Origin of the sequence: Pseudomonas putida (assembly GCF_004357765.1) — a bacterium.
GTDB classification, from domain to species: domain Bacteria; phylum Pseudomonadota; class Gammaproteobacteria; order Pseudomonadales; family Pseudomonadaceae; genus Aquipseudomonas; species Aquipseudomonas putida_U.
In genome coordinates this window covers 1-26,210 of the sequence record NZ_SMTE01000007.1, presented here as the reverse complement: position 1 = coordinate 26,210, position 26,210 = coordinate 1, and the positions used below count along the sequence as shown (strand labels likewise).

Genomic DNA, 26,210 nt, shown 5'->3' with positions numbered 1-26,210 from the left:
CCGGAGCGAATCCGGGGCCTTCCGCTGCCAATGCCCGCCCGCACTTGCAGCGCCTGCATCAATAATGAGGCGGCGGCGCTTCCTCACCTTCCTCGCCCGCGCCATACTGACCGACCACTTCCTCATAGCGCCTGATCAGTTCGGATACCTGCATCTGCAGCCGCACGATCGCCTCGCCTTGCGCGGCAATCACGTCATTGAGCGCCTGGATGGTGTCGTCCTGAAATGCCTGACGCATCTCCAGTTCGACGATACGATCTACCTCTGCCACCTCAAGCCTCCTCGAAGCGCGCATCGAGTACCGCACGCAGGCGCTGACGAATGCCCTCGACTTGTTCATCGGTGTATGCCCGGGCCTCACATCTGCCCCATACCGGTGCGGGCCACGCCGCATCGTCGCGATAACGCACGATCACATGCATGTGCAACTGGCCGACCACGTTACCCAAGGTAGCGACGTTCATCTTGTCAGCGCCAAACGCCGCCGCAAGCGCCTTGGCCAGGTAACTGGTTTCATTCCACAATTGCTGCTGATCCTCGGCATCAAGGTCGAACACCTCGCTGACTTCGGCACGCTGCGGCACCAGAATGAACCAGGGGTAATTGGCATCTCTGCTCAGCAGTACCTGGCACAACGGAAAACTGCCCAACACCAGGGTATCCTCCTGCAAACGCGAATCCAGGACGAACACGGGAAACCTCCTTGAGGAAAATCTGGCCAGCGACACTGGCGACCTGCGCGCAAGGATACTCCTCTGTGGGCGATTAGGGAGGGGCGTGCACGAAGGCGGTAACACAGCGCTACTTTTCGCACCAAAATGAGGCCTCGGTGAGGCCCTGACTGCATTTACCGCCACATTCCCCACGACGAATCAACAGTTTGCGGTAACACATTGAGTTAGCTGGAAGCTTTACCAGGAAAGCAAGCAAGCTAACTATGGCACACCATCAGACAAGCAAAACCCCGTGTTTTCGGTGGGTTTACCCACTTGCGCCCCCATTTTGTGAAAATTTCATGAAACGTTGGGTATTTTGAGCACGCTTGTTGCATTCCTTTCACGCCAAGTCGGCACGACACCTGCATTGTCAGGTGAACGCGACAAATGACTACAGCGTCGTCGGTTACCCAGGGAGTTTTCCGAGCCCGAAGCGTTCTTTACAGTTTCGTTACGGTGGAAGAAACAGCGCTGGCGTTATGCACCCGCTAACTAAGGGTGTGATTTGCGACATGGAAATACCTGAATGCGACATGCGAATAAACTTACCGAAAGGATCTTTTTCGTCATATCGCCAATAACAGTCAGCGTGCTATAAATCTTCGCCGACATAACAAGAAAGAGCTGCCCCTATAACTAAAACATGTTGGGTGCAGCGGTACTCTTCCTAAAAACCAAAGGAGCAAATCACGATGCGCGTGATGAAGTGGAGCATGATCGCCCTGGCAGTATCGGCAGGGACCTCGCAGCTGGCATTCGCCTCTGCTCAGGATGAATCCAAAGGTTTCATCGAAGACAGCACGCTGAGCGTCAAAACCCGCATGCTGTACTTCAGCCGTGACCGTCGCAACAACGACACCGGCCCAAGCCGCAGCGAAGAGACCGGTCTGGGCTTCCTCGGCACCTACGAGTCGGGCTTCACCCAGGGCACCATCGGCGTAGGTCTCGATGCCATCGGCATGCTCGGCCTGAAACTGGACAGCGGCAAAGGCCGCGCCGGTACCGGCCTGTTCCCGACCGGCTCTGACGGCCGCTCGCAAGACGACTACTCCAAAGGCGGTGCGGCGGTCAAATTCCGCATTTCCGACACCGTACTGAAAGTCGGCGATCAATTCACCGCGCTGCCTGTGTTCGCCACTGACGACAGCCGCTTGCTGCCAGAAATCGCACAAGGCGCATTGATCACCAGCAGCGAGATCAAGGGCCTGACCCTGAACGCCGGTCGCTTCACCAGCCTGACCGCGCAAGAGCAAACCAACCGCGACAGCCTTCAGTTGAAGAGCGCCGACGTATTCGGCGGCACCTATGCCTTCACTGACAACCTGTCCACCAGCCTGTACTACTCCAAGGTCGAAGACTACTGGCGCAAGTACTACGCCAACATCAACTGGGCCCTGCCGATCTCCGATGATCAAGGTCTGGTGTTCGACTTCAACATCTATGACACCAAGAGCGATGGCCAGGGCCTGCAGCGCGCCGCCAAAGACGACGCGACCAAGCTCGACAACCGCGCCTTCAGCCTGTCCGGTGCCTATAACATCGGCGCCCACACCTTCACCCTGGCCTTCCAACGTGTCACCGGTGATGGCGACTACGGCTATGGCGTAGACGGCGGCGGCACTGTATTCCTGGCCAACTCCGTGGCCCGTTCCGACTTCAACGCCGAAGACGAAAAATCCTGGCAGGCTCGCTACGACCTGAACTTTGCCGAGTACGGCATCCCAGGCCTGAGCTTCATGACTCGTTACGTTCGTGGTACTGGCGCCAACACCGCCACTACCAACAACGGCAAGGAATGGGAGCGCGACGTCGACATCAAGTACGTGCTGCAGGAAGGCCCGGCTAAAGACCTGAGCTTCCGCGTGCGTCAGGCTACCTACCGCTCCTCCGATGGCGTCTACTACGGTTCCTCGTCCATCGACGAACTGCGCCTGATCGTCGAGTACCCGCTGAGCATCCTGTAAGCCTGGCTTATAGTGCCCCGCACCTGAAAGAGCCCGGCTATCCCGCCGGGCTTTTTCTTGGCTGACAAGCGCCCCGCCCTGGGGCATCCTGTACGCCTTCGTTTCGCCCCCGTACAATGCGGGGTCATTTCAATGTCTTAGGCAATCGACACGGCCCACCATGCGCACCAGTCAATATTTGCTCGCCACCCAGAAAGAAACCCCTGCCGATGCAGTGGTCATCAGCCACCAGCTCATGCTGCGCGCCGGCATGATCCGCAAACTGGCCTCCGGCCTGTACACCTGGCTGCCGATGGGCTTGCGGGTCATGCGCAAGGTCGAGAACGTGGTCCGCGAGGAAATGAACGCAGCGGGCGCCCTGGAAGTGCTGATGCCGAGCATTCAGCCTGCCGAACTGTGGCAGGAATCCGGTCGCTGGGAGCAGTATGGCCCAGAGCTGCTGCGCCTGAAGGACCGCCACCAGCGCGACTTCTGCGTAGGCCCGACCCATGAAGAGGTCATCACCGACCTGGCCCGCAACGAGCTGTCCAGCTATAAACAGCTGCCGCTCAACATGTACCAGATCCAGACCAAATTCCGTGACGAGATCCGCCCACGCTTCGGCCTGATGCGCGGACGCGAATTCATCATGAAGGACGCCTACTCCTTCCATGCCGACCAGGCTTCCCTGCAGGAAACCTACGACCGCATGCACCAGGCTTACACCAACATCTTCACCCGCCTGGGCCTGGACTTCCGCCCGGTGCAGGCCGATACCGGCTCCATCGGTGGTAGCTACTCCCACGAGTTCCACGTGCTGGCCGAATCCGGCGAAGACGACGTGATCTTCAGCGACAGCTCCGACTACGCCGCCAACATCGAGAAGGCCGAGGCCATCCCGCGTGAAACCGTACGCCCGGCGCCTACCGAGGAGCTGCGTCTGGTCGACACCCCAGATGCCAAGACCATCGCGCAACTGGTGGAAAACCACGGCCTGCCAATCGAAAAGACCGTCAAGACCCTGATCGTGCGCGGCGCCGAGGAAGGCAAGCTGGTCGCCCTGATCGTCCGCGGCGACCACGAGCTGAACGAAATCAAGGCTGCCAAACTGGAGCAGGTCGCCGACCCGCTGGTCATGGCCACCGATGCCGAGCTGCGCGAGGCCATCGGTGCCGGCGCAGGTTCGCTGGGCCCACTGAATTTGCCTCTGGAGTGCGTGATCGACCGCTCGGTCGCCCTCATGAGCGACTTCGGCATCGGCGCCAACATCGACGACAAGCACTACTTCGGCGTCAACTGGGAGCGTGACCTGCCAGTTCCTCAGGTCGCCGACCTGCGCAACGTCGTGGAGGGCGACCCGAGCCCGGATGGCCAGGGCACCCTGGTAATCAAGCGCGGCATCGAGGTTGGCCACATCTTCCAGCTCGGCACCAAATACAGCGAGGCGCTCAAGTGCCAGGTGCTTGGCGAAAACGGCAAGCCGGTTACCCTGTCCATGGGCTGCTACGGCATTGGCGTATCGCGCGTGGTCGCCGCCGCCATCGAGCAAAGCTACGACGACAAAGGCATCATCTGGAACGACGCTCTGGCACCGTTCCAGATCGCCCTGGTACCGCTGCGCTACGAAACCGACGTGGTCCGCGAGGCGACCGACAAACTGTACGCCGAACTGACCGCCGCCGGTTACGAAGTACTGCTCGACGACCGCGACAAGAAGACCAGCCCCGGCATCAAGTTCGCCGACATGGAGCTGATCGGCATCCCGCACCGCATCGTCGTCAGCGACCGCGGCCTGGCCGAAGGCAACCTGGAGTACAAGCATCGCACCGAGCAGGACGCCCAGGCGCTTGCGCTCAATGAGGTGCTGACCTTCCTGCAGGCCCGCGTCCGCCGCTGATAATCAATGCACGAGTGATCATGTCCAAGCGAAGTACCTTTACCCTGGGGGGGGCCGCCTTGTGCGGCACCCTGCTCGTCAGCGGCTGCGCCAACCAGATGTCCCAGCGCAGCGAGCATGAGGAGCGCGTCGAGCGCAAGCTGCTCGAACATACCCTGCAGATCGATGTCGGCGAGCCGAAGGTAATGGAGCTCCCGCAACGGCGCGTGCGTGTCCATGAGGAAAAACGCTTCGAAGTCACCGAGTTCGAAGTGACCCGACGCTACGATCGCTACACGCCTTACCAGCCCTGGCGCGAGATCTACGAGATTCCGCTGGGCGCGGTGGCCGTGGTGGCCGGTGTCGGCGCCAATGTGGTCAACGTGTTCGCTTTGGGGAACCTGCCGGAAAGCGTGACCCATGACTGGCTGAGCTATGGTGTGGCTGGACTCAACCCGTTCATGAACGTGCAGTCCAATGGCCGCGCCCAGCAGAACCTGGCTGCGGTCAGCGAAGTGCAGAAGGACAAGCGTGAGGAGTCCAGCAGCCTGCCGTGGAGCGAGCGACTGGTGGAGGTCAAGGCTGGCAAGATGACCCACGAGCTGACGACCGACCGTAATGGCGTGCTGCGCCTGAACCTGCTCGACAGCCCGTTCTCCGAGCAGAACCTCAACCACGTCGGCACCTTGCATCTACAGGTACTCGACGAGGACAACGCGGTACGTGGCGATGCCAGCCTGCTGGTCAGCGCCAACTTGCGAAACAAGCTGCTCGAAGCCCATGAACTGATCTTCGATGATCTCGAAGACGACGACGTGGGACAGTGGGTGCACAGGGTCAAGCGTCTGTCCGAGCTGGGTCTGGAAGAGGAAGCCAGCGAGATGGAGCAAAGCCTCATCGAACTGACCCGCAACGACCCGGAACTGCAGGAGGATTTCCTGCAGGCCTTGACCAAGGCCACCGGGCGCCTGGTAGCTGATCCCGGCATGCAATGATCAACGAGGGCCGCGATGCGGCCCTTTTCATTTATAAGGAAACAGCTCCAACTGCTCATGCGCCCCGCGCAGATCGCGCAGCCTCACCCCCACGCCGAGCAAGCGCACCGGTTTGCCGCCTCGGGCGAATGCCTGCCCCAGCAACTGCCGATAGCTTTCCAAGTCGCGACCGGCCCCGGCCTGTTCCAGGGTCGTCTGGCTGAAATCATGGAACTTGACCTTGACGAACGGCTTGTCCGGACGGTAGCTGCTGTCCATGCGTTCGATCCGCTCGTTCAGGCTGGCCAGAAGATCCGGCAGGCGCTCCAGGCAACTGGCCAGGTCTGGCAGGTCAGCGTCATAGGTGTTTTCTACACTGACCGATTGTCGACGGCTGTCATTGTGTACGGCACGCTCATCAATGCCCCGCGCCAATCCCCATAAACGCTCGCCAAAGGTGCCGAACTCCCGCACCAGCGACAATCGCGGCCAGTCACGCAACTGCAGGCAATTATCGATGCCCAGCCGCGCCAGCTTGTCGGCCGTCACCTTGCCCACGCCGTGCAGCCGGGCGACCGGCAAAGCAGCGACGAAGGCTTCGACCTCTCCCGGGGTGATCACGAAAAGGCCATTGGGCTTACGCCAGTCACTGGCGATCTTGGCCAGGAACTTGTTAGGCGCCACCCCCGCCGAGACGGTGATATGCAAGGTCCGGGCAACCCGCCGACGGATGTCCTCGGCAATGCGTGTAGCACTACCGGAAAACCACTGACTGTCGCTGACGTCGAGGTAAGCCTCATCCAGCGAAAGCGGCTCGATGATCTCGGTGTAGTCGCGGAAGATCGCATGGATCTCGCGGGAAGCCTCACGGTAGGCATCGAAACGTGGCTTGACGATCACCAGGTCCGGACACAACTTGAGCGCATGCCGAGAGGACATCGCCGAACGCACACCATAAGCGCGCGCCTCATAGTTGCACGTGGCGATCACGCCACGGCGGTCCGCCGAGCCGCCCACCGCCATCGGGCGGCCCGCCAATTGCGGGTCATCGCGCATCTCGATCGCGGCGTAGAAGCAATCGCAGTCGACATGGATGATTTTGCGCAATGACATGGATGCTCGCCAGCACTGTAAATTCATACAGATAGTACCGCATGGAGCTATTGCCAAGACAGTCCACGCACAGCGCGGCACGACAATCGGCCTACAAGCCCCGTGGCGCCTGAGCTGCAAGCCAGATTTCGGCGCTAAGTTTCTGAACGAAAAAGGTTTTTTTCACATTAACGCTTGACACCCCAGCGGAAATCCGTAGAATTCGATTCCACAGGCGCGGGATGGAGCAGCCTGGTAGCTCGTCGGGCTCATAACCCGAAGGTCGTCGGTTCAAATCCGGCTCCCGCAACCAGATTCAAGAAAAGGCCACTGTTCAGACAGTGGCCTTTTTCTTTGCCTCGCCAAAAGGCGCAAAAAAAAATAGCGAAAAATCAACAGTTAGCGCTTGACACCCATCAGCCAAACTGTAGAATGCGCACCACTGACGCGGGATGGAGCAGCCTGGTAGCTCGTCGGGCTCATAACCCGAAGGTCGTCGGTTCAAATCCGGCTCCCGCAACCATATCGTCAGAACAACGCCCACACTGTGAAAACAGCGTGGGCGTTGTTGTTTTCGTCATTTGAAAATCCCACGCCCCTCTGCCCAGCACCTGGCTTGAAGATCTGCCCTGAGCATGAACTATCTTTAACCCGGGCGGACAGCTGAAAGCGTCTCCGCCAGGAGTAATATCTGGATACGTTTTCCAAAGGGATTTTCAATTGGCCGCACCCTCCCCCAACCTCGCGCTTCAGGCCCGGGGTAACCCATGACTTCCAATCAACCAGAACATACGACGCCCTTGGCTGCCGCGCTTCCTGCAGTTGCTCAACGCCTGCCATTGCTCGAGCGCGTCAGTCGCTACCGGCAACCCATCGGACTGGCAGTCACCTTGCTGCTGTTCGCCCTGGCGTTGATCGCCTGCCGTCACCTGCTCAGCGAACTTGACCTGGACGCCTTGCACGACGCCATGCTCAGCGTGCCGAGCGCATCGCTGCTGGGCGCCTTCCTGGCTACCTTGGTCGGCTTCGCGATTCTGCTTGGTTATGAATGGTCGGCCAGCCGTTATGCCGGGGTGAAGCTGCCCACGCGCAGCCTCCTGCTGGGCGGCTTCAGCGCCTTCGCTATCGGCAATGCCATTGGCTTGTCGATGCTTTCCGGTGGATCGGTACGCTATCGCCTGTATGCGCGCCAAGGTCTAGGCGCTGCAGAGGTCGCACGCATGACCGTGTTCGCCAGCCTCTCGCTCGGCTGCGCACTGCCGCCACTGGCAGCCCTTGCAACCCTGAGTAACCTGCCGGCAGCCGCTGCAGCATTGCGCCTACCCGCCAGCGTGCTGGCCGGCATCGCCATTGCCGTACTGGTCGCCACTGCCGCACTGGTTATCGGCCTGTACCGGAGGCGTCTGACCGAACAACCACTCAGCGACACCCTGCTGGTGCAACTGGGCCGGCGCACGTTGCGCCTTCCGGGGGCACGTTTGGCCGCATTGCAGCTGCTGATCACCGCCCTGGACGTCGCCGCCGCCGCCACCGTGTTGTATCTGCTTCTGCCCGAAGCGCCACCGTTCGGCGCCTTCGTGCTGGTCTACCTGCTGGCCCTGGCCGCTGGGGTGCTCAGCCATGTGCCCGGGGGCGTCGGCGTTTTCGAGGCGATCCTGCTGGCTGCTTTTGCCGACCAGCTGGGTGCCGCGCCGCTGGCTGCGGCCTTGCTGCTGTACCGCTTGATCTATGTCGTGTTGCCTCTGCTGGCGGCGTGCGTGTTGCTGCTCGCCAACGAGGCCCGGCGCCTGCTGTTCACCCACCAGGCGATCAAAGCGGCATCGGGCCTGGCGGCACCGATCCTGGCGATCCTGGTGTTTCTTTCCGGTGTGGTGCTGCTGTTCTCTGGCGCTACGCCGGAAATCGACACACGCCTGGAGCATATGGGCTTCTTGGTGCCGCATCGGTTGATTGATGCTTCGCACTTCGGCGCCAGCCTGATCGGCGTGCTTTGCCTGCTGCTCGCCCAAGGCCTGCGCCGTCGCCTGTCCGCCGCCTGGCTGTTGACCACTGTGCTGCTGCTGGTCGGGGCACTGCTTTCGTTGCTCAAGGGCTTCGACTGGGAAGAGGCCTGTCTACTGACCTTCACCGCCGCCCTGCTCGCCTTGTTCCGCCGTTCGTTCTACCGCCCCAGCCGCTTGCTCGAACTGCCCTTCTCGCCGGTGTACCTGGTGGCCAGCGCTTGTGTGGTCGGTGCTTCGGTGTGGCTGTTGCTGTTCGCCTATCAGGATGTGCCTTACAGCCATCAGCTCTGGTGGCAGTTCACCCTGGACGCAGACGCGCCACGCGGCCTGCGAGCGGCGATGGGCAGCGCCGTGCTGCTGGTGATCGTCTCGCTGACCTGGCTGCTGCGCACCGCACGACCGACCATCCACCTGCCCGATGACGATGAGCTGCATCGGGCCAATCGTATTCTGCTGGCCTCGGACCAGCCCGACGGCGGCCTCGCCCTGAGCGGCGACAAAGCCTTGCTGTTCCACCCCAACGACAACGCCTTCCTCATGTATGCCCGCCGTGGTCGCAGCCTGGTGGCGCTGTACGATCCCATCGGCCCGGCCCAGGAGCGGGCCGAGATGATCTGGCAGTTCCGCGACCTGTGCGACCTGCACCATGCACGCCCAGTGTTCTACCAGGTACGGGCGGAGAACCTGCCGTTCTACATGGACATCGGCCTGACTGCGCTCAAGCTAGGCGAAGAAGCACGGGTCGATCTGCGCCGCTTCGACCTGGAAGCCAAAGGCAAGGAGATGAAGGACCTGCGCTACACCTGGAATCGCGGCGGGCGGGATGGTTTGACGTTGGAAATCCATGAACCCGGCCAGGCTCCTCTGGACGCACTCAAGGAAATATCCGATGCCTGGCTCGGCGGCAAGAACGTCCGCGAGAAAGGCTTTTCGCTGGGACGCTTCAGCCCCGATTACCTGCAGCACTTCCGTATCGCCCTGATCCGCTTCCAAGGGCGGCCGGTGGCCTTCGCCAACCTGCTGGAGACCCATGGCAACGAACTGGCCAGCCTCGACCTGATGCGGGCCCATCCCGAAGCGCCGAAGTCGACCATGGAGTTCATGATGATCGGCCTGATCCTGCACTACAAGAACCACGGCTACGCACGCTTCAGCCTGGGCATGGTGCCGCTGTCGGGCCTGCAACCCCGGCGCGGCGCCCCGTTGACCCAACGCCTGGGCTCGATGGTGTTCCGCCGGGGCGAACAGCTCTACAACTTCCAAGGCCTGCGGCGCTTCAAGGACAAGTTCCAGCCGGACTGGGAACCTCGCTACATGGCCGTGCCAGCCGGGTTGGACCCATTGGTGGCACTGGCTGACACCGCCGCCCTGATCGCTGGCGGCCTGACTGGACTGGTGAAACGTTGATGATCCGACGCTATTGGCTGTATGTACTGATCCCCCTGCTGCTGGCTGCTGCGGCCGGTGCCGTGGCCTTTTGGCTATGGACCCGCCCGGCTCCCGAGGCACACCTCGAACAACTGACCGTCAACGGCCTGCAAATGACCCGCGTGACGCCGGGTGTGCACGCCAAGGCCCGGGTGGCGATAGGCGTCCCCCAGGAACAGGCCTTGACCGACAAGCAACTGCTCGATTTGAGCCAGGCTGGCGAAGCGCAACTGGTACAGGTGATCCTGCCGCCCAACGACTGCATGCAGCAACAGCAGGCCGTGAACCAGGCGATCGGCCAACTGGCGGGCCAGCCGACCGTGGTCGCCGGCATCGGCGCAGGCGCGTCCCAGGCCTGGCGCTGGTTGACCAGCCAGTCCGACGACAAGGCCCGGGCCATTTCCGTGGACTTCAGCCTCGAGCAACCGGGCTGCACCGCAGCGCTGCCAAAGGCGGCGGCGCACGGCCATTGGAACGTGGCCTGGAACGACAACCCGGACGACGCCAGTGCCGCTTTCGTGCGTGACCAGGCCAACGCTGAAACCAGCATCAGCGACTACGACATTCATCTGCCACAGGTGCTCAAGGCCCAGCTGACCCAAGCGCTGGTCGGCCGTGACGGCAATGCCTTGGCCATTCCGGTGGTAGAGGTGCCCGCCGGTCAAACCACCGACACCGTGACCCTGTTTCTCTCCGGCGATGGCGGCTGGCGCGATCTGGACCGTGACGTGGCCGGCGAAATGGCCAAGCTCGGCTATCCGGTCGTGGGCATCGACACCCTGCGCTATTACTGGCAACACAAGACCCCAGAGCAAAGCGCTGCCGACCTGTCAGAGCTGATGCAACACTATCGTCAGAAGTGGGGCACCAAGCGCTTCGTGCTGGCGGGCTACTCGTTCGGTGCCGATGTGCTACCGGCGATCTACAATCGTCTGCCGACCGAAGACCAGCAAAGGGTCGACGCGGTCGTGCTGCTGGCGTTCGCCCGCAGCGGCAGCTTCGAGATCGAAGTGGAAGGATGGCTGGGCAAGGAAGGCCAGGAGGCCCCCACCGGACCGGAGATGGCCAAGCTGCCGGCGTCCAAGGTGGTGTGCGTGTACGGGGTCGAGGAAGCCGACGAGAGTGGCTGCACCGACAAGACCGCAGTGGGTGAACGGCTGAAGTTGCCCGGTGGCCATCACTTCGACGAGAACTACCCGGCGCTGGCCAAACGCCTGATCGGCGAAATCGATACCCGCCAGGGCAAATCCAGCGTGGCCGAGCAGAACTGAGCGCAGCCGGTCGTCGGCAAAGCCGGCACCTACACGGACGCTGAACATCCTGTAGGAGCCGGCTTGCCGGCGATCACGGCATCACCTAGATCTCGACCTGGGTTCCCAATTCGATCACCCGGTTCAACGGCAGGTTGAAGAAACGCAGATTGCCGTTGGCATTCTTCAACAAGAAGGCGAATAGATTCCCGCGCCAACGCGACATGCCTTCCAATCGTGAAGCGATCACCGTTTCCCGGCTGAGGAAATAGGTGGTGCGCATAGGGCTGAAGTCCAGTTCCTCCAGATGGCACAACTTCAAGGCCGCCGGTACATCCGGCTCGTCCATGAAGCCGAAGTGCAGCAGCACGCGGAAGAAGCCGTCACCGTATGCCTCGACCTCGAAACGCTCCTGCTCCGGCACGCGTGGCCGATCTTCGCTCACCACCGTCAAGAGCACCACCTGGCTGTGCAATACCTGGTTGTGCAGCATGTTGTGCAACAGCGCATGGGGCACGGCATCGGGCCGCGCGGTCAGGAATATCGCCGTGCCCTCGACCCGGTGCGGCGGCTGCACACGGATGCTGGCGATGAAAACCGGCAGCGGCAGTGCAGCTTCATCGATGCGCTCGACCAGTATCTGTTTGCCACGCTTCCAGGTACTCATCAACAGGAACAGCACACCGCCAGCCAGTACCGGGAATGCGCCGCCCTGGGCGATCTTCGGCACGTTGGCGGCGAAGAACAGCCCATCGACCAGCAGAAAACCCAGCAGGATCGGCACCGCCAGCAGCGGCGGCCATTTCCATTGCAGCAACATGACCGAGGCCACCAGGATCGTGGTCATCAACATGGTGCCGGTCACGGCCACGCCATAAGCTGCCGCCAGGGCGCCGGACGATTCGAAGCCGATCACCAGCAGTATCACGCCGACCATCAGTGTCCAGTTCACTGCACCGATGTAGATCTGTCCCTGCTCGGCACTCGAAGTGTGCTGGATCTGCATGCGCGGGATGTAGCCAAGCTGAATCGCCTGACGGGTCAGGGAGAAAGCCCCGGATATCACCGCTTGGGAGGCGATGACCGTGGCCATGGTCGCCAGCCCGACCAGCGGCAGCAGTGCCCAGCTCGGTGCCAGCAGATAAAACGGGTTGCGCGCGGCCTCTGGGTCTTGTAGCAGTAGCGCTCCCTGACCGAAATAGTTCAGCACCAATGCCGGTAACACCAGGGCGAACCAGGCGCGGGCGATCGGCTGGCGGCCGAAGTGCCCCATGTCGGCGTACAGGGCCTCGGCGCCGGTCAGCGCCAGCACCACGGCGCCGAGAATCGTCACGCCCAGGCCGGGATGCACCACGAAGAAGTTAACCGCCCACGCCGGGTTGAACGCCTTCAATACTTCAGGGCTCTGGGAGATGCCATGCACTCCCAACGCGGCCAGCACCAGGAACCAAGTGACCATGATCGGGCCGAACAGCTTGCCGATCTGCTCGGTGCCGTGTTTCTGCACCAGGAACAATGCGACCAGCACCAGCAGCGACAGCGGCACGACCCAGTGGTCGATCCCATCGACGGCCAGACCCACCCCTTCGATTGCCGAAAGTACCGATACCGCTGGGGTGATCATGCTGTCGCCGTAAAACAGCGAAGCGCCGATCAGACCGCAGATGACCATCAACCCGCGCAGCCGCGGGTGGGCCGCCGTCGCGCCGCGGGCCAGGGCGGTCAGTGCCATGGTGCCGCCCTCCCCCTGGTTATCGGCGCGCAGGATGAACATCACGTACTTGAAAGACACCACCCACAGCAGCGACCAGAGAATCAACGAAAGGATGCCAAGCACACCATCATGATTCACCGGCACGCCATAGCCGCCGGTAAAGACCTCCTTGAGGGTATAGAGAGGGCTGGTCCCGATATCGCCATATACGACCCCTACCGCTGCCACGAGCAGGCCGATCGACCGCGCCCCACTGTGCTTCCCAGCCTGCCCGCCTTCGGCGTGACTGCTTGCCTGAACCATCGACCACTCCCGCAGACGGCCATCAAGGCCCTTGAAATTCTCCTGTCGCCGAGGCCTTGCAGAACCCTGGGCGCAGTGCCGCGAAGCATAGCGCAGCGTTCGTCGTAATTCTGCTGGTCAAGCGGCCGTTGCCCTGCCAAATCAAAGCGCTTAGCAAATCGTTGCATACTCCTGAGGGACGCCCTAAAATCTCTGTACGCCAATGGCGCACACAAAGGGACTGCATGATCTTCATCGAAACGCCGGTTTTCACCTCAGAGGTGAAGGAACACCTGGATGATGAAGCGTATCGGGCATTGCAGGCATACCTTGCAGAGCATCCGGAGGCAGGGTCGCTCTTAGAGGACACAGGTGGTCTTAGGAAAATCCGTTGGGCTGCCAAGGGCAAAGGCAAAAGCGGCGGTGTTCGAGTGATTTACTACCATGTCACAGCAGCCCATCAGATTCGAATGATTCTGATCTATCGCAAGGGGATCATGGATACCTTGACCAATAGTCAGAAAGCGCAACTTCGCGCGCTCAACAAAGGGTGGAAATAATGGAGAAGAATCTCTTCGATCGTCTTGTGGAAAGCATGACTCAGATGGATGAGATCGATCGGGGTGAGCGTCAGCCATCGCGTGAATTCCACGTAGACGCGCTTCAGGTCAAAAAGATTCGTCAAGCTACCGGCCTTTCCCAGGCTATGTTCGCCAAACGTATCGATGTCGCAGTAGGGACATTGCGTAATTGGGAACAAGGCCGTCGCGAGCCTGAAGGTCCGGCTCGGGCCTTACTCCGGGCGATTCATAACGATCCTGTGCATGTACTTGCGGCCTTGAGCTAGGTACTCAAAAGCCCGCAGTCGCGGGCTTTTTCATGCATCCAATTACAACTGTCGGTTCAGTTCTGCCGTTTAACCATAAGCCTCGAACACAGCGGGTTCCCAGTTAGTTATTACTCATTCGCCGGCTGAGTTCCGCTTTCTTTCTCGCAGGCTACCGTTGCACGGCGGCGCGACCAAAGCGGCAGCACGGTATATCCAGCCGTTGTGATAGTCGGAGTATGCACGCCGCTGCAGCGGCTCAGCGTTCGTCGTAATTCTGCTGGTCAAGCGCCCTCCTGCTCGCTAGAATTGCGCACTTTTTGATCAGAGGCGCCAGCAGCGCCCGTCGAGATCGCCCCCGTCAGCGGCCGGGCGACCTGCATTCAATACCGAGGTTAGCCATGTCCACCACTCCCGCCACGCCGAAGGTCGGCTTCGTTTCCCTGGGTTGCCCGAACGTAACTGAATCTATACCTCAGGTCTCGTCGCTGCTGTTTTCCGCTTCGGCGCGTAGTCTCCGTCCATTCAGCTCACGCTGATCGAGCGAATCGGCATCGAGGCCCGCCCTTTAGGCACCCCCAGCGCACTTGGCATCGCGCGGAGCGGTAGCCAGGCAAACGCATGCTCATACTTATTTACAGTTTGCATTACTAACCTCCCGACTCATTACTTTTACGTTTAAATATATCCTTTACCTTGTCCAACGAATTACTCAATACAGCAACTGTCTCCAGCATGTGATTAAAATCATTTCGCGTAGTAGCTTGATAGCTCGGCCATTTGACGTCCTCATGCAAGATCTCAAGCATCTTATCTCTAGCACCCACCCCTCCAGAATCAAATTCTTTTAGCGCGTAAAAACTCAATAAATAGCGGTCATATACAGACCTAACTCGCAAACATGACATCGATACATCAACATAGTAACGATACTGTTTAAAAAACCACGCAGCTAGAAATTCGATCACGAGAAATGTAGTCGAACAGGCGATCATACCAATATACAAAAGATGCTCTACCGGGCTTGCCAACTTCGCATAAAACTGCCAAGCAACAATAGCTACGACATAAAAGAGCAACCCGCCCGCCATAAATGCCACACCCTTTTCAAGCAACTTAGCAGCTGTCTCCTCTGATCTGGATGCGTAACTAGACAATGACTTTAATATTCCTGTTATATATCTTTCAAAGAGAGTATCTTGCGACCCCGCCTCATAATCGAAGGGATGCATGATCTTGTCGATAGCTTCACTTACACTTCTGTCATAGATCTTATTTTCACCATCAGCAGAAGCCGCATTGCTCTTTTGAAAATAAAAATCCCTAGCTAACTCCTTAGTCATCTTCAAGTTGGAGCCGGCGAAATCAGACTTACCTAAGAACGATATCCACACACCAAACACAATGAAAATAATTCCACCGCCCAACCCTAAAGCAAGAACTGCTGATTTATTTGAAGTTAATAAAACTAACTTAGCCGGATCATAAAATGACAAATACCCGTAGGTAATCAGGCTGGTTGCGACAAACGAAATCACAGTAGAGATTAACGCGATACCTAGAGCGCGCCATGCTGATGTCCTTTTTTTCATCCTCCATCCTTCCCTGTTCTTGAGCTCTTCCCATGACGGCAACCCCATAACTTTCCCTCGTGCGTATGACAGTCAATAACTATAATAATTATGCACGTTTCTCGGCCTCCATACAGACCAGGACCTCTCAAGTTCCGCCTAGACCTTGGAGCGCCATATGGGGGCGACTCACGCAGCGCCATCATACGGCATATGTGTCGCGGAACCATGACTCGTATGCATATCGGTGAGTATGCCGCTGTGCAACGCTCAACTGATACCGACCGTGCTGACAAGCACGTGGCATGGGGCTCACGCGTTGAGCGCTCAACGAAATCAGTGCGGCTAGGTAGGGGTTGATTGGAGCCGAACGAATTTTCAAAATTGCCCTGACAGGGGGTTTTAGCCAAGTAATGCAGGGGTTCCTGGATCTCATTTTTTTTGGGATGGACATGGAGACCAATGCAAGCTCGTGACATTTCCTTGCATAACCTTGCACACAGTGCAATGCGGATACTCGCGCCTGGGCCCTCAACCAGCCTTGCCGCGCCCCACGTTGCAACCAAGCTAAGCTTTGCACTATTTCGCGAGGGAAAGCGCGTCGGCGGGAGGGGGATAAGTGTTTCGTTCCCTTGATTTTTCTTGCGGGTCAGATTTTCACGAACGGAAGCCTACCTTATGCTTAACGCCCGAACCAGCTCGTGATCGTCTTCCAATTCTGATACATCGAATTCTTATCCAGTCCAGTGGGGGACCAATCCACAGCGATTACTGCCAGGAATACTTGCATCACAACCAGCAAAAACATGATGAGCGAGTAGCGCTTCATCCAATGTAAATTGGAAACCTGTACCTCAGCATTAGCTATATCGTGTCGAGCCCGTATCGTCTCTCGCAGGCCCTTTGCATGGATGCACAACAAGTTAAGATCGCGTCGATTCAGTTCAACATACTCTCTATCAAACCAGTGCTCCCCCTTGCGCAACGCTTCGATATGCTCTTCTATCAACGTCAAGGTGAGCCCCTGACGGATAAGCGTTTCTAAATGTTTTTTACTGTCATAACCACTACCACTGAAAGACTCAATAACTTCATCACCACAGGCAGCTAGCTTTTTTTTGAGCAACAATGTGTATAGCATTCCAGCGTATTTATCCTGCCCGCCCTGCTCTGACATCAAATACCCATCGGATCTTGGAGTGATCGAGTAATCCTCACTGTGAACAAAAATCGCATCAACTCCAATTTCCGCAGGAGCATCATAGGTCAGCCATTCCTCATTCGCAGTATTCGATGGATTAGAGACGAGACTTATCCTAGAGGGATTTACAACCTGGTAATGATCTAAGCCAAGCTCACGATCTCGAGAAAAATAGGGATGCGCGGAGTCCCGAGAAAAATCCGCAACCGTTGCCAACTCCACTGGTTTTTTCTTCACACCCCATGACCGCAGCATAACAAGCACCGCGTCAATTGCATCCTTAGTAACACCCAAGGCTGCACCAGCGATATAATCATGAACAGCATTTCTCTTATCATGAAGTATGACGGTACCAAAACCTGCAAAGGGATTGAATGAGTCGTACTCCTTATAGCTTTTAATAAACGAAACATCGACACTAGTAATCCTGCTCGAAACAACAACATCTAGCCGGACATACATACTTAGATACATCGCACCACTGGTTAGCGTCAGCAGGGTAACATTGCAGTAGCTAGGAGCATCTGACTTAAGTGCAACCTGCATAGCCGGAAACATCAATTCATTCTTAAAGTCGACTACTCCCAGAGTACGCCAAGCACTGTAAAAGTACCCCGTATCTTTCTTGGGCGGACGACGCAGAGCGTATGGACTAGTATGTTTCGAGAACGACTTTTTAACTCGCTTCGCCTCATCATTACTCACAGGGACAAGCACATGCACTCCACGCCAGATCGTTCTTTCATCTAACAGGCTTGCCTTGGTTAAAGCCCCCTCATCCTCCTCTATTCGGAGGCGAGTTGCGGATTTAGAGTTATGGAATCTAGCTGCGCGCCCCAATCTCGACGGGAAAAGATATGGAAAGCGATTAACCAATTTTAGAATTCTATCAGTAATCTTTGCTTTTAGTGGGACCATAGTACACACCCTAAAACTGTCGTAACGCCTACACTGCTAGAATTTATCAGAAATGGCAAGAGGCCAGCTTCTTCGTTTCGCTCTTTCATCAATGACCACCCATGAGAAAAAATCACCCTCATAGACACCTTAAGCCTTCAGAAGAACACGCCCAAGACTTCTAGCGTCGGCTCAGTTAGAAACTAAATATTTAAACAACCTCTTAATATTAAACAGATGTTTAAGCCTGTTTATGAATCACGTTGCGCGAGAGTAATTGACTGCGAAGACAGACCCGTCGACCTATTGCCAGATCGCTTCAGATCAGGCAAGCACCGGACGTCACCGGTGGATATCGATGTTTTTTGCCACCGCTACTGAACCCTTCGTCCAGAAGCCCTAGGCAAACGAGACGCCGGCAAGTACTGTATGCCCATACAGCAACCCAGGAACACCCACCATGACCGAAATGACCCCGCCTCGGATGTCAACTGATGAGTGGCATCTGCTGCTAAACAACACTGCGGCATTGCTTCAAGCACCAATAAAACACCACCGCGAGCTGCTGCATCAGGCCTATGCGCTCCGGGATGCGCATGACGTCGACGCCGACACCCTAGCCGAAATGTTGGAGCTCGCAGACGAAGCGTTGATGTATGCCCACGATGTCCAAACTGATCAGCACTGGTAGGCAAAGAATCGTTAAGAAGGGTTAAGAAAGGCTAAGAAAATGCACGTTCCTGGTGGTATAGTCCGCCCACCGCAATCAGTCGTCAAAGTCGACAAAAGAGACGTCGGCTCTGTAGGGGAACGCTAGTGGCATATATGGACTGGGAGAATCTGAAAAGATTCTGGCGCATAGAAGTAATGGGTGACGAAAACAAAAGCTTTAAGCTGAAGAGGATACTTCGACGCCTCCAACAAAAAGAACAAGAACATTACCTGTTCTGGTTTAGACTTGCGCAATACTTCCATCGCCGCCCCAAAGGCATATTAAATTACCCCAAAATTGCTCGGCGAATTCATGCCAGGTTGGTGCGAATCCACGGCATCGACATAATGCTGGCTGCAGAGATCGGCCCTGGCCTGAGCTTCGCCCACCGAGTAGGCATCGTTATCGCCGACGCTGCGCGGATCGGAGAAAACCTATTCATCCGGCAGAACACGACCATTGGCGTGAAAACCAGCGGGCAGAAAGGCCTCATCTACATCGGCGACAATGTAGAGTTAGGTGCCAATGTCTGCATCATCGGTGATGACATCAAGATCGGAAATAATGTACACATTGGGGCCATGGCCTTCGTCAACAAAGACGTTCCCGATAACAGCACCTGCTACACTAAGCACGTAGCTACTGTCATCCAGAACTAAAAAAGCGGGGCCGAATAATTCAGGCCCCGCTCTTCAAATCCTCGACCAGGTCGTTCAAACCAACTACGCAGTAATTGGCTTTAGCTGCATGCCCAGGGCTTGGGCTGCAGCCCCTGCGGCAGTGAACGCGGCAGCATTGGTGGGCGCAGGGCTGGAGCCATGAACGTGACCAGCGACCTGAGCGTTCATCTGCTCTACCAGGTCCAGAAGGTCGCACAGCACCTGCAGCACGTTCACTCCTTCTGAGCCCAACCAGGTCTTGGGCGCCTGCAGGTGCTGGCTGACATTGGTCACACTCCGACGTAAGCCCTGGATCTGCTCCTGCATGTCACCACCGACCGTGGAGTTGTACTTCTGCCCCACTACCAGGTTCAGATCGCGCCCAGTCGCCTGGTGCAGGTCATCGACCGAGGCCAGGCTGGCCGAACCTCCTGAGAGCAGTTTGAGCGCGCCCAAGGCCTCGATCTTCTTAACCCCGCCCACCGACTCGGTCGAGTGGTCGTCGACGCTGGTGGTGTGGCTTTGATACCGCTCAGTGTTGGTCAGCGACTCCACCTCTCGCTCGAGCGCCTTGTCCTGGATCTTTCCATCCGTCTGGCGCAGCCAGTTGCCATCCGCGTCGACGCGCTGTTGGCAGGCCTCGCTGTGCTGCCAGACCAGATCTCCCTTAGGAACCCGAGGAAGGCTCAGGCCATGAGGCAGGATCTGCTGGATGAAGGGTTTGTGCGGCAGGCCATAGGCAAAGGACACCACCACGGTAGTGCCCTCCTCGGGGAAGCCGAACATACCGGCCTCCTGGCCGCCCATCGGCGCCGGTAGCGGCAGGCTGTTGAACACCGGCAGGTCAGGGTCAGGCTCGCCGTCTGGCAGCAAGATCTGCACGTCCACGCCGAAGCGCGGGCGGAAATCGTCGCAGAGGCCTTGCGCCTGCGGCGCGTCCGGTACCGCGACAACGCGGCCAAAGCGTGGCAGGTGGTAGCCGCCGGTAATTTCGGGGAATTGGCGCTCTACTGCGCGGCGGATTGCGTCTTCCATCGGATAGCCATCTGGTTGCCGGTACACGCGTTCACCTGGGCTGGTTGATGCGCTAGGTGAAAGCCCGGAAGGGCTGCAATTTTCGCGCTCTGGTTGCCTTGGAGCCGTCCAAAAAAGGAAGCAGTAGGGTGCCCCCGGGAAAGAGCTGTCCCAAGAGCTGCCCCGAGCATCGGACAGTCGCTCTGCCGTATACGCAAAGCGCCATAGCTGCAGCCTACGACGGACGAGGAATAATAAGTCGAGTTCCGCCTGTCCGCAGAGTTACGAACGTTCTCTGAAGAGCGAAGCTTCAGCGACATGGAAGAATGCGACATACGAATGACGCATACAAAGCCACGGCAGCGTCGTGCTTCCAACTGTAGAGATAGTCAGACCGCACGCCTGGCTGCAGCGGCTCAGCGTTCGTCGTAATTCTGCTGGTCAAGCGCCCTCCTGCTCGCTAGAATTGCGCACTTTTTGATCAGAGGCGCCAGCAGCGCCCGTCGAGATCGCCCCCGTCAGCGGCCGGGCGACCTGCATTCAATACCGAGGTTAGCCATGTCCACCACTCCCGCCACGCCGAAGGTCGGCTTCGTTTCCCTGGGTTGCCCGAAGGCCCTGGTCGATTCCGAGCGCATCCTGACCCAGCTGCGCATGGAAGGCTATGAAGTCGTGCCCACCTACGAGGACGCCGACGTGGTGGTGGTCAACACCTGCGGCTTCATCGACAGCGCCAAGGCCGAGTCGCTGGAAGTGATCGGCGAAGCGATCAAGGAAAACGGCAAGGTCATCGTCACCGGCTGCATGGGTGTCGAGGAAGGCAATATTCGTGACGTGCACCCGAGCGTGCTGTCGGTCACCGGCCCACAGCAGTACGAGCAGGTGGTCAACGCCGTGCACGAAGTCGTGCCGCCGCGCCAGGACCACAACCCGCTGATCGACCTGGTGCCGCCACAGGGCGTCAAGCTGACCCCGCGTCACTACGCTTACCTGAAGATATCCGAAGGCTGCAACCACAGCTGCAGCTTCTGCATTATCCCGTCCATGCGCGGCAAGCTGGTCAGCCGTCCCGTCGGCGAAGTGCTCAGCGAGGCCGAACGCCTGGTCAAAGCCGGCGTCAAGGAGATCCTGGTGATCTCCCAGGACACCAGCGCCTATGGCGTGGACGTCAAGTACAAGACCGACTTCTGGAATGGCCGCCCGGTCAAGACCCGCATGCTCGAGCTGTGCGAGGCCCTGAGCAGCCTGGGCGCGTGGGTGCGCCTGCACTATGTGTACCCTTACCCGAACGTCGACGACGTGATCCCGCTGATGGCCGCCGGCAAGATCCTGCCGTACCTGGACATCCCGTTCCAGCACGCCAGCCCCAAGGTGCTCAAGTCGATGAAGCGTCCGGCTTTTGAGGATCGCACCCTGGCGCGTATCAAGAACTGGCGCGAACAGTGCCCGGAGCTGGTGATCCGCTCCACCTTCATCGTCGGCTTCCCAGGCGAGACCGAGGAAGACTTCCAATACCTGCTCGACTGGCTGACCGAAGCCCAGCTCGACCGCGTCGGCTGCTTCCAGTATTCGCCGGTCGAAGGCGCACCGGCCAACGACCTGGGCCTGGAGGAAGTACCTGATGACGTCAAGCAGGATCGCTGGGACCGCTTCATGGCCCACCAGCAGGCGATCAGCGCCGCACGCCTGCAACTGCGCATCGGCAAGGAGATCGACGTGCTGATCGACGAAGTCGAGGAGCAAGGCTCGGTTGGCCGCAGCTTCTTCGATGCACCGGAGATCGACGGCAGTGTGTTCATCGATGGCAACCATGGCTTCAAGCCAGGCGACAAAGTCCGCTGCCGCGTGGTCGATGCCGACGAATACGATATGTGGGCTGAGCCTATCTAAGCCGGTAGCCGGACTGAAAAGCCCCTGGCCCCGCACGCTTGAACAAAGCGGTGCGGGACCAGGGGCTTTTCCGTGTGGACCCGACCCATTGCATCAGAATGTATGGAACAGCATCAGGCCGCCCTCGCCATCCGGGCTCGCATCGGAAAAGCCCTTGACCGCGTACAACTGGATCTTCCACTGCTGGTTGAGCTTGTGGGTGAGAAACAGGGTCAGTTCCTTGATCTGTGATCCTGTGGAAACCACTTTCTGCCGCCAATCGTAAGAAGCGCCTGCCGTGGTGCCAGCCACCAGCGGAAAGGCGAAGCCCAGGCTGGCGAAGATCGGATCATCGAAATCACTGCCGGGCGGATCGCCGTATTTCTTCCAGCCCAAGGTGGCGAAGCCTGTCACCGGGCCAAACGCCTTGGCGAGATCGACCTGGGCGGTGTAGTCGTATTCACCGGTACCCAGGCACTGATCCTCATCTGCTGTGGGAAACTTGACCTTGCCAATGAGGTCGAGAAAAACGCCATTGCGGTTGCCATCGAGCAGTGCATAAGCGGCGCTGGCGACAGTGTCACCCAGTCCACTTTCGACATCCCGACAGCCCCCGGGCAGTGGATCGCCATCGGGCCCGACTTCAGGATTGGTGATGTGCAGCCAAGGTACGGTGACTTTATAGGTCATGGGACCGGTTTCGTACTTCGCCACCACTGGCAGGTACCAGATTTCCGACGTGGTGCCAGTACCATAGTCGCCACTGGAATAATCCAGGCCTACAGCGGTGCTGAAGGTATCGGCGGAGGCCGACAGGCCGATGCCCGACAACAGGCCGGCCAACAGAGGAAGCATGGGTCTCATCTGCACCTCGATATCCTGTCAGGAAGTGGTGTCGGATGTACCCAGCCTAGTTGCTAATCGCTGGCCTGGAAGGCGTCGCCAGGTAGAAACTAACGCCCGGATCGTTCGGGTCGCTCGAGCTTTTCGTTTTTTTCGACCTTGTCAGGCCTTTCGACTTTTTCCACCTTCTCGACTTTCTCTACCTTTTCAACTTTCTCCACCTTCTCGGGCTTTTCTACTTTCTCTACTTTCTCTACTTTCTCTACTTTCTCGACTTTCTCGACTTTCTCTACCTTCTCAACTTTCTCGACTTTTTCAACCTTCTCGGCCTTTTCCGCTTTTTCGACCTTTTCCGCTTTTTCGAACTTCTCGGCTTTCTCGATCTTTTCCGCCTTCTCAACTTCCTTGCGTTCGGCCTTCTCGATCTCCTCCGCTTTCTCGACCTCGACCTTTTCCCCCCTTTCAGAACGACCACTTCCGCTGCTTCCAGAGTGATCTACAGCCTCGGGGTGCCCAGAACGACCCGATGTGTCCCCGATTTCTGACGGGCCATGATCGTCATCCACGTCCTGCGAGCGTCCATCCACGTGCCTCTCACTGCTGCCACTGTGCGCACTGTGACCACTGCCACTAGCACCGCTGTTGCTCGAGTGGTCCGAACTCCTGTCATCCTGCTCGCCTTGGTGCCCGCCCCGGCCTCTTGCCGAACCGTCGATACGGGCTTCATGGAACTCCACGCGCGTGGCGCGAATTTCCCGCGAACCACTGAACACTCCGCTGATCCGCAATCGTTGATCGACGGCTAGGGCGGCGGCGTGCTTGCCAACGAATACAGTGTCGCGCCCCAATGTCACTTGAACCCCAGCGACCACCAGTTGGCCATCTTGGCGGCGCTGTACCAGGCCTTCGATGACCGCCTGATGCACACGACCGGTGAATGGCAGGCTCGGGTCGGGACGGCTTTGCGCGACCTGTAGCTGGCCGCCGGTCCACTGCCCGCGGACCAGCACGTCAGCCGTCGGCGCGACTCGGCTTCCCAGTTTCAGACCCTGGAGGGTTCCGCTACGGTCGACCGAACCAATGGCGCTGGCCTGTTTGAGCCCTGGTGCTCGGGCGATACGACTCGCCACCACAGCACCACTGGCATCGCGTAGACCACTGACTTTGACGGGATCGCCCGGGCGTAGCCCTTCGGCGACCCGCGCCCCTGGCGCAAGCCGCACCGGCTGGCCCATCACCCGCAGCGGAGCCGAAGCATTGGGCATCGAGGTCAGGGGCCCCTCGAAGACGTTCAGGATGGAAATACGCCCCGCTTGCAGACCACGATTGCTGGCAAACGCTTCCACTGCGACCACCTGCCCTATCGCCAGGTGATCAGTGCTGGAAGCGACGCCATTCTCACTGACCGGCACATCCTTGCCGAAGTGCACTTCCAGGCCGTTCACACAGATCGAAGCAAACCCGGTGATGGTGCCGACGATACCGGTACCGCCTGTGCCGCCTGGGCTGAGGATGGGTGCACCGGTGCCGCCGACTCCGCCGTTGTCACGCTCGTAGACACCATCATCCACACCCTCGGCCACCGCCCCGGTACCGCCGGTGCCACCAGGACGTTTGCGCAATGGAGCGCCAGTGCCACCCACGCCATCATTATCAGTACGCGCGCCCGTACCGCCGCTACCGCCCGGATACTGCATCTGAGCGGCTCCTGCCATGCCTAATTCGTCACGACTGACGCATACTGGCGCGGCCTGCGCAGCCATGGGCGCCCCCAGGCTTACCCCAAGAACCAGGGTCAGGAAGGCGACACTGAGGCGGCGCAGCAGGGCATTCATGGGTTAGGCGACTTCGACGACACTGAGTCGGTCGGTTCGGAATAGAAATAGAGCCCGATGGTGATGCGCTGGCGTTGCTCTGGTGCCGGTACATCGGCGCTTTCGAGGTCCGCAGCGCTGCGGCTGAAATCCAGCAACATGCGCATGCCGTCATGGGCCACGGCCTCACGCAGGATAGCCACACTGGCAGGTGTCAATGCATCGTAGTGCACGCTGCGCTCGAAAAACGGCGGGCCTTCATCGCTCAGGTTGTGCACCGCCGCGCTGGCGTGATCATGCAGGTTGTGGCCGAAATAGGCAGCCTTTTCATCGAAGCCCTTCTGCGGAACGAAGGCCTGGGCCTCGAGGTGTACGCAGTCCTGATCATCGACCCGCACAACACCCAGTCGCAACCATTCATCGAGCACCACCCGCCCACGGATATCCGTGCTGATCCTGGCCACCAAGGCATCGAAAGAAAAGTCCCCACCGACACTGCTCAACCGCGGGAGCGGCAACGCTTGGCCGGCCTCGTTGCAAAATGGTCGGCAGGTGGTCCAGGCAGTCACAAGTTGGGCGCCGAGGGTGATGTTTTCCGGCAGCGTCTCAGGCGCAGCGTCACCCTCGGCGCGCAAGCGCCGGACATCCTTGCGATGTACCCCGGTAAGCAGGCTGATGCGGCTATCACTCGGGACCTTGTCATCCAGACGAAATTCACGGTGGGCCACATCGACGAATACTTCCTTGAGCAGGTCGGCGAACATCGTGTAGGTGACCCCTTTGCGCAACATGAGCCGCACCAAAGGTCGAACGACCCGGCGCAGCGCACTTAACATAGAGGGAGATTGCGTAGGCGGTTGCATTGAGCGCGTTCCTTGACAGACGAAAGCAGTATATGTCGCGGGAAAACATCCCACACGATATGTATCCACTTCCCTCCATAGTTTAGGAATAGGTCGTCAGCGCTCACTGCACTTGTGGTCCAGGCGGCCACCGCCCATCACGGCCTGTCAGCTCCGGCTGTTGTCGTCCCCGGCTTCGCCCCCGGCATGAGCACCGCGGTCATCGCCCGGTTCGCCGCCCACATGATTGCCATGATCATCACCAGGTTCACCACCCACGTGATTGCCATGGTCATCGCCAGGCTCACCGCCAACATGATTGCCATGATCATCACCGGGTTCACCGCCAACGTGGTTGCCATGGTCGTCACCGGGTTCACCACCGACGTGGTTGCCATGGTCGTCACCGGGTTCACCACCGACGTGGTTACCGTGATCATCACCACGCTCAGCATGATTGCTGCTGCGCCCAGAGTTGGAGTTACCGTCGTGGCCGCGGCCCGAATCGTGACCACCGCCACTATCGCCCGAGCCGGCGTGACCACTGCCTCCGCCACTCCCACCGTGACCGCCACTTCCGCTGCCACCGCCGTGGCCACCGCCACCGCTGCCACCGCCATGGCCACCGCCACCGCTGCCGCCGCCATGGCCACCGCCGCCGTGGCCACCACCACCGCCGCCGCC

21 protein-coding genes and 2 tRNA genes are annotated in these 26,210 nt (G+C 58.9%); 12 read left to right on the top strand and 11 right to left on the bottom strand.

The annotated features are described in order from the left end of the window. Positions 1 to 58 precede the first annotated feature (58 nt). Together E2H86_RS11680 and E2H86_RS11675 are read right to left on the bottom strand one after the other, a co-directional pair. On the bottom strand, positions 59 to 271 hold the full coding sequence (locus E2H86_RS11680; protein ID WP_196172179.1) for a SlyX family protein: 213 nt from the start codon (positions 269 to 271) through the stop codon (positions 59 to 61). 1 nt (position 272) lies between these two features. Then, a complete protein-coding gene (locus E2H86_RS11675) occupies positions 273 to 692 on the bottom strand; it encodes an HIT domain-containing protein (protein WP_133327864.1) in 420 nt (139 codons plus the stop codon). A 716-nt stretch (positions 693 to 1,408) separates the two neighbouring features. Here E2H86_RS11675 and E2H86_RS11670 point away from each other — a divergent pair. The 3 genes from E2H86_RS11670 (at position 1,409) to E2H86_RS11660 (ending at position 5,530) form a co-directional block, all read left to right on the top strand. Next, positions 1,409 to 2,680 (top strand): OprD family porin, encoded by a 1,272-nt coding sequence (locus E2H86_RS11670; RefSeq protein WP_133327862.1) that lies wholly within the window; start codon positions 1,409 to 1,411, stop codon positions 2,678 to 2,680. A 160-nt stretch (positions 2,681 to 2,840) separates the two neighbouring features. Then, a complete protein-coding gene (locus E2H86_RS11665) occupies positions 2,841 to 4,556 on the top strand; it encodes a proline--tRNA ligase (protein ID WP_133327860.1) in 1,716 nt (571 codons plus the stop codon). Between the two features lie 20 nt (positions 4,557 to 4,576). Continuing rightward, complete coding sequence (locus E2H86_RS11660) at positions 4,577 to 5,530, top strand: hypothetical protein (protein WP_133327858.1); 954 nt, start codon at positions 4,577 to 4,579, stop codon at positions 5,528 to 5,530. Positions 5,531 to 5,557: 27 nt separating this feature from the next. Here E2H86_RS11660 and dinB read toward each other — a convergent pair whose 3' ends face one another. Further along, entirely contained in the window at positions 5,558 to 6,616 is a 1,059-nt protein-coding gene (dinB, locus tag E2H86_RS11655) for a DNA polymerase IV (RefSeq protein WP_165976063.1), read from the bottom strand. A 221-nt stretch (positions 6,617 to 6,837) separates the two neighbouring features. Here dinB and E2H86_RS11645 point away from each other — a divergent pair. The 4 genes from E2H86_RS11645 (at position 6,838) to E2H86_RS11630 (ending at position 11,303) form a co-directional block, all read left to right on the top strand. Continuing rightward, a tRNA-Met gene (locus E2H86_RS11645) sits at positions 6,838 to 6,914 on the top strand. A gap of 133 nt (positions 6,915 to 7,047) precedes the next feature. Beyond that, positions 7,048 to 7,124, top strand: a tRNA-Met gene (locus E2H86_RS11640). A 244-nt stretch (positions 7,125 to 7,368) separates the two neighbouring features. Then, the gene (gene mprF, locus E2H86_RS11635; RefSeq protein ID WP_133327852.1) at positions 7,369 to 10,011 is read left to right on the top strand and encodes a bifunctional lysylphosphatidylglycerol flippase/synthetase MprF; all 2,643 of its coding nucleotides are present in this window, start codon (positions 7,369 to 7,371) and stop codon (positions 10,009 to 10,011) included. Next, entirely contained in the window at positions 10,011 to 11,303 is a 1,293-nt protein-coding gene (locus tag E2H86_RS11630) for a virulence factor family protein (RefSeq protein ID WP_133327850.1), read from the top strand. The genes mprF and E2H86_RS11630 overlap by 1 nt, the downstream gene beginning before the upstream one ends. Positions 11,304 to 11,388: 85 nt before the next feature. Here the strand turns inward: E2H86_RS11630 and E2H86_RS11625 are convergent, their stop codons facing one another. Beyond that, positions 11,389 to 13,299, bottom strand: coding sequence for a potassium transporter Kup (locus tag E2H86_RS11625; RefSeq protein ID WP_133327848.1), 1,911 nt, complete (start codon positions 13,297 to 13,299; stop codon positions 11,389 to 11,391). A 224-nt stretch (positions 13,300 to 13,523) separates the two neighbouring features. Between E2H86_RS11625 and E2H86_RS11620 the strand changes: the two genes are divergently transcribed. After that, positions 13,524 to 13,838 (top strand): hypothetical protein, encoded by a 315-nt coding sequence (locus E2H86_RS11620; RefSeq protein WP_133327846.1) that lies wholly within the window; start codon positions 13,524 to 13,526, stop codon positions 13,836 to 13,838. Continuing rightward, the gene (locus E2H86_RS11615; RefSeq protein WP_133327844.1) at positions 13,838 to 14,125 is read left to right on the top strand and encodes a helix-turn-helix domain-containing protein; all 288 of its coding nucleotides are present in this window, start codon (positions 13,838 to 13,840) and stop codon (positions 14,123 to 14,125) included. The genes E2H86_RS11620 and E2H86_RS11615 overlap by 1 nt, the downstream gene beginning before the upstream one ends. A 629-nt stretch (positions 14,126 to 14,754) precedes the next feature. Here E2H86_RS11615 and E2H86_RS11610 read toward each other — a convergent pair. After that, a complete protein-coding gene (locus tag E2H86_RS11610) occupies positions 14,755 to 15,744 on the bottom strand; it encodes a hypothetical protein (RefSeq protein ID WP_133327842.1) in 990 nt (329 codons plus the stop codon). Between the two features lie 613 nt (positions 15,745 to 16,357). Continuing rightward, positions 16,358 to 17,794 carry a hypothetical protein gene (locus E2H86_RS11605; protein ID WP_133327841.1) on the bottom strand — a complete coding sequence of 479 codons (1,437 nt, stop codon included), beginning with the start codon at positions 17,792 to 17,794 and terminating at the stop codon, positions 16,358 to 16,360. A 439-nt stretch (positions 17,795 to 18,233) separates the two neighbouring features. Here E2H86_RS11605 and E2H86_RS11600 point away from each other — a divergent pair, with 439 nt between their 5' ends. Further along, positions 18,234 to 18,464, top strand: coding sequence for a hypothetical protein (locus E2H86_RS11600; protein ID WP_243744048.1), 231 nt, complete (start codon positions 18,234 to 18,236; stop codon positions 18,462 to 18,464). A gap of 125 nt (positions 18,465 to 18,589) precedes the next feature. Beyond that, positions 18,590 to 19,144 (top strand): serine acetyltransferase, encoded by a 555-nt coding sequence (locus E2H86_RS11595; RefSeq protein WP_207955626.1) that lies wholly within the window; start codon positions 18,590 to 18,592, stop codon positions 19,142 to 19,144. Between the two features lie 63 nt (positions 19,145 to 19,207). On the opposite strand, the gene E2H86_RS11590 is transcribed toward E2H86_RS11595, so the two are convergent. Next, positions 19,208 to 20,179, bottom strand: a complete 972-nt coding sequence (locus E2H86_RS11590) for a hypothetical protein (protein WP_133328394.1) — start codon at positions 20,177 to 20,179, stop codon at positions 19,208 to 19,210. A 537-nt stretch (positions 20,180 to 20,716) separates the two neighbouring features. Here E2H86_RS11590 and rimO point away from each other — a divergent pair. Beyond that, positions 20,717 to 22,048 carry a 30S ribosomal protein S12 methylthiotransferase RimO gene (gene rimO / locus E2H86_RS11585; RefSeq protein ID WP_133327839.1) on the top strand — a complete coding sequence of 444 codons (1,332 nt, stop codon included), beginning with the start codon at positions 20,717 to 20,719 and terminating at the stop codon, positions 22,046 to 22,048. A 93-nt stretch (positions 22,049 to 22,141) separates the two neighbouring features. Here rimO and E2H86_RS11580 read toward each other — a convergent pair whose 3' ends face one another. From E2H86_RS11580 to E2H86_RS26245, 4 genes are all read right to left on the bottom strand, one after another. Next, complete coding sequence (locus tag E2H86_RS11580; protein ID WP_133327837.1) at positions 22,142 to 22,891, bottom strand: hypothetical protein; 750 nt, start codon at positions 22,889 to 22,891, stop codon at positions 22,142 to 22,144. 89 nt (positions 22,892 to 22,980) lie between these two features. After that, entirely contained in the window at positions 22,981 to 24,705 is a 1,725-nt protein-coding gene (locus E2H86_RS11575; RefSeq protein WP_133327835.1) for a DUF5666 domain-containing protein, read from the bottom strand. Then, positions 24,702 to 25,547, bottom strand: a complete 846-nt coding sequence (locus E2H86_RS11570; RefSeq protein WP_133327833.1) for a DUF6502 family protein — start codon at positions 25,545 to 25,547, stop codon at positions 24,702 to 24,704. Before E2H86_RS11570 ends, E2H86_RS11575 begins: the two co-directional genes overlap by 4 nt. 147 nt (positions 25,548 to 25,694) lie before the next feature. Next, on the bottom strand, positions 25,695 to 26,210 hold a 516-nt coding region (locus tag E2H86_RS26245), incomplete at its 5' end, for a hypothetical protein (RefSeq protein ID WP_243744047.1).

Bases quoted from the DNA above. Each gene is read 5' to 3' on its own strand.
- E2H86_RS11580 (WP_133327837.1), bottom strand. From the start codon at position 22,891: ATGAGACCCATGCTTCCTCTGTTGGCCGGCCTGTTGTCGGGCATCGGC.
- E2H86_RS11590 (WP_133328394.1), bottom strand. From the start codon at position 20,179: ATGGAAGACGCAATCCGCCGCGCAGTAGAGCGCCAATTCCCCGAAATT.
- E2H86_RS11665 (WP_133327860.1), top strand. From the start codon at position 2,841: ATGCGCACCAGTCAATATTTGCTCGCCACCCAGAAAGAAACCCCTGCC.
- E2H86_RS11570 (WP_133327833.1), bottom strand. From the start codon at position 25,547: ATGCAACCGCCTACGCAATCTCCCTCTATGTTAAGTGCGCTGCGCCGG.
- E2H86_RS11615 (WP_133327844.1), top strand. From the start codon at position 13,838: ATGGAGAAGAATCTCTTCGATCGTCTTGTGGAAAGCATGACTCAGATG.
- E2H86_RS11620 (WP_133327846.1), top strand. From the start codon at position 13,524: ATGATCTTCATCGAAACGCCGGTTTTCACCTCAGAGGTGAAGGAACAC.
- E2H86_RS11670 (WP_133327862.1), top strand. From the start codon at position 1,409: ATGCGCGTGATGAAGTGGAGCATGATCGCCCTGGCAGTATCGGCAGGG.
- E2H86_RS11630 (WP_133327850.1), top strand. From the start codon at position 10,011: ATGATCCGACGCTATTGGCTGTATGTACTGATCCCCCTGCTGCTGGCT.
- E2H86_RS11625 (WP_133327848.1), bottom strand. From the start codon at position 13,299: ATGGTTCAGGCAAGCAGTCACGCCGAAGGCGGGCAGGCTGGGAAGCAC.
- E2H86_RS11610 (WP_133327842.1), bottom strand. From the start codon at position 15,744: ATGGGGTTGCCGTCATGGGAAGAGCTCAAGAACAGGGAAGGATGGAGG.
- E2H86_RS11600 (WP_243744048.1), top strand. From the start codon at position 18,234: ATGACCGAAATGACCCCGCCTCGGATGTCAACTGATGAGTGGCATCTG.
- E2H86_RS11575 (WP_133327835.1), bottom strand. From the start codon at position 24,705: ATGAATGCCCTGCTGCGCCGCCTCAGTGTCGCCTTCCTGACCCTGGTT.
- rimO (WP_133327839.1), top strand. From the start codon at position 20,717: ATGTCCACCACTCCCGCCACGCCGAAGGTCGGCTTCGTTTCCCTGGGT.
- E2H86_RS11605 (WP_133327841.1), bottom strand. From the start codon at position 17,794: ATGGTCCCACTAAAAGCAAAGATTACTGATAGAATTCTAAAATTGGTT.
- mprF (WP_133327852.1), top strand. From the start codon at position 7,369: ATGACTTCCAATCAACCAGAACATACGACGCCCTTGGCTGCCGCGCTT.
- E2H86_RS11660 (WP_133327858.1), top strand. From the start codon at position 4,577: ATGTCCAAGCGAAGTACCTTTACCCTGGGGGGGGCCGCCTTGTGCGGC.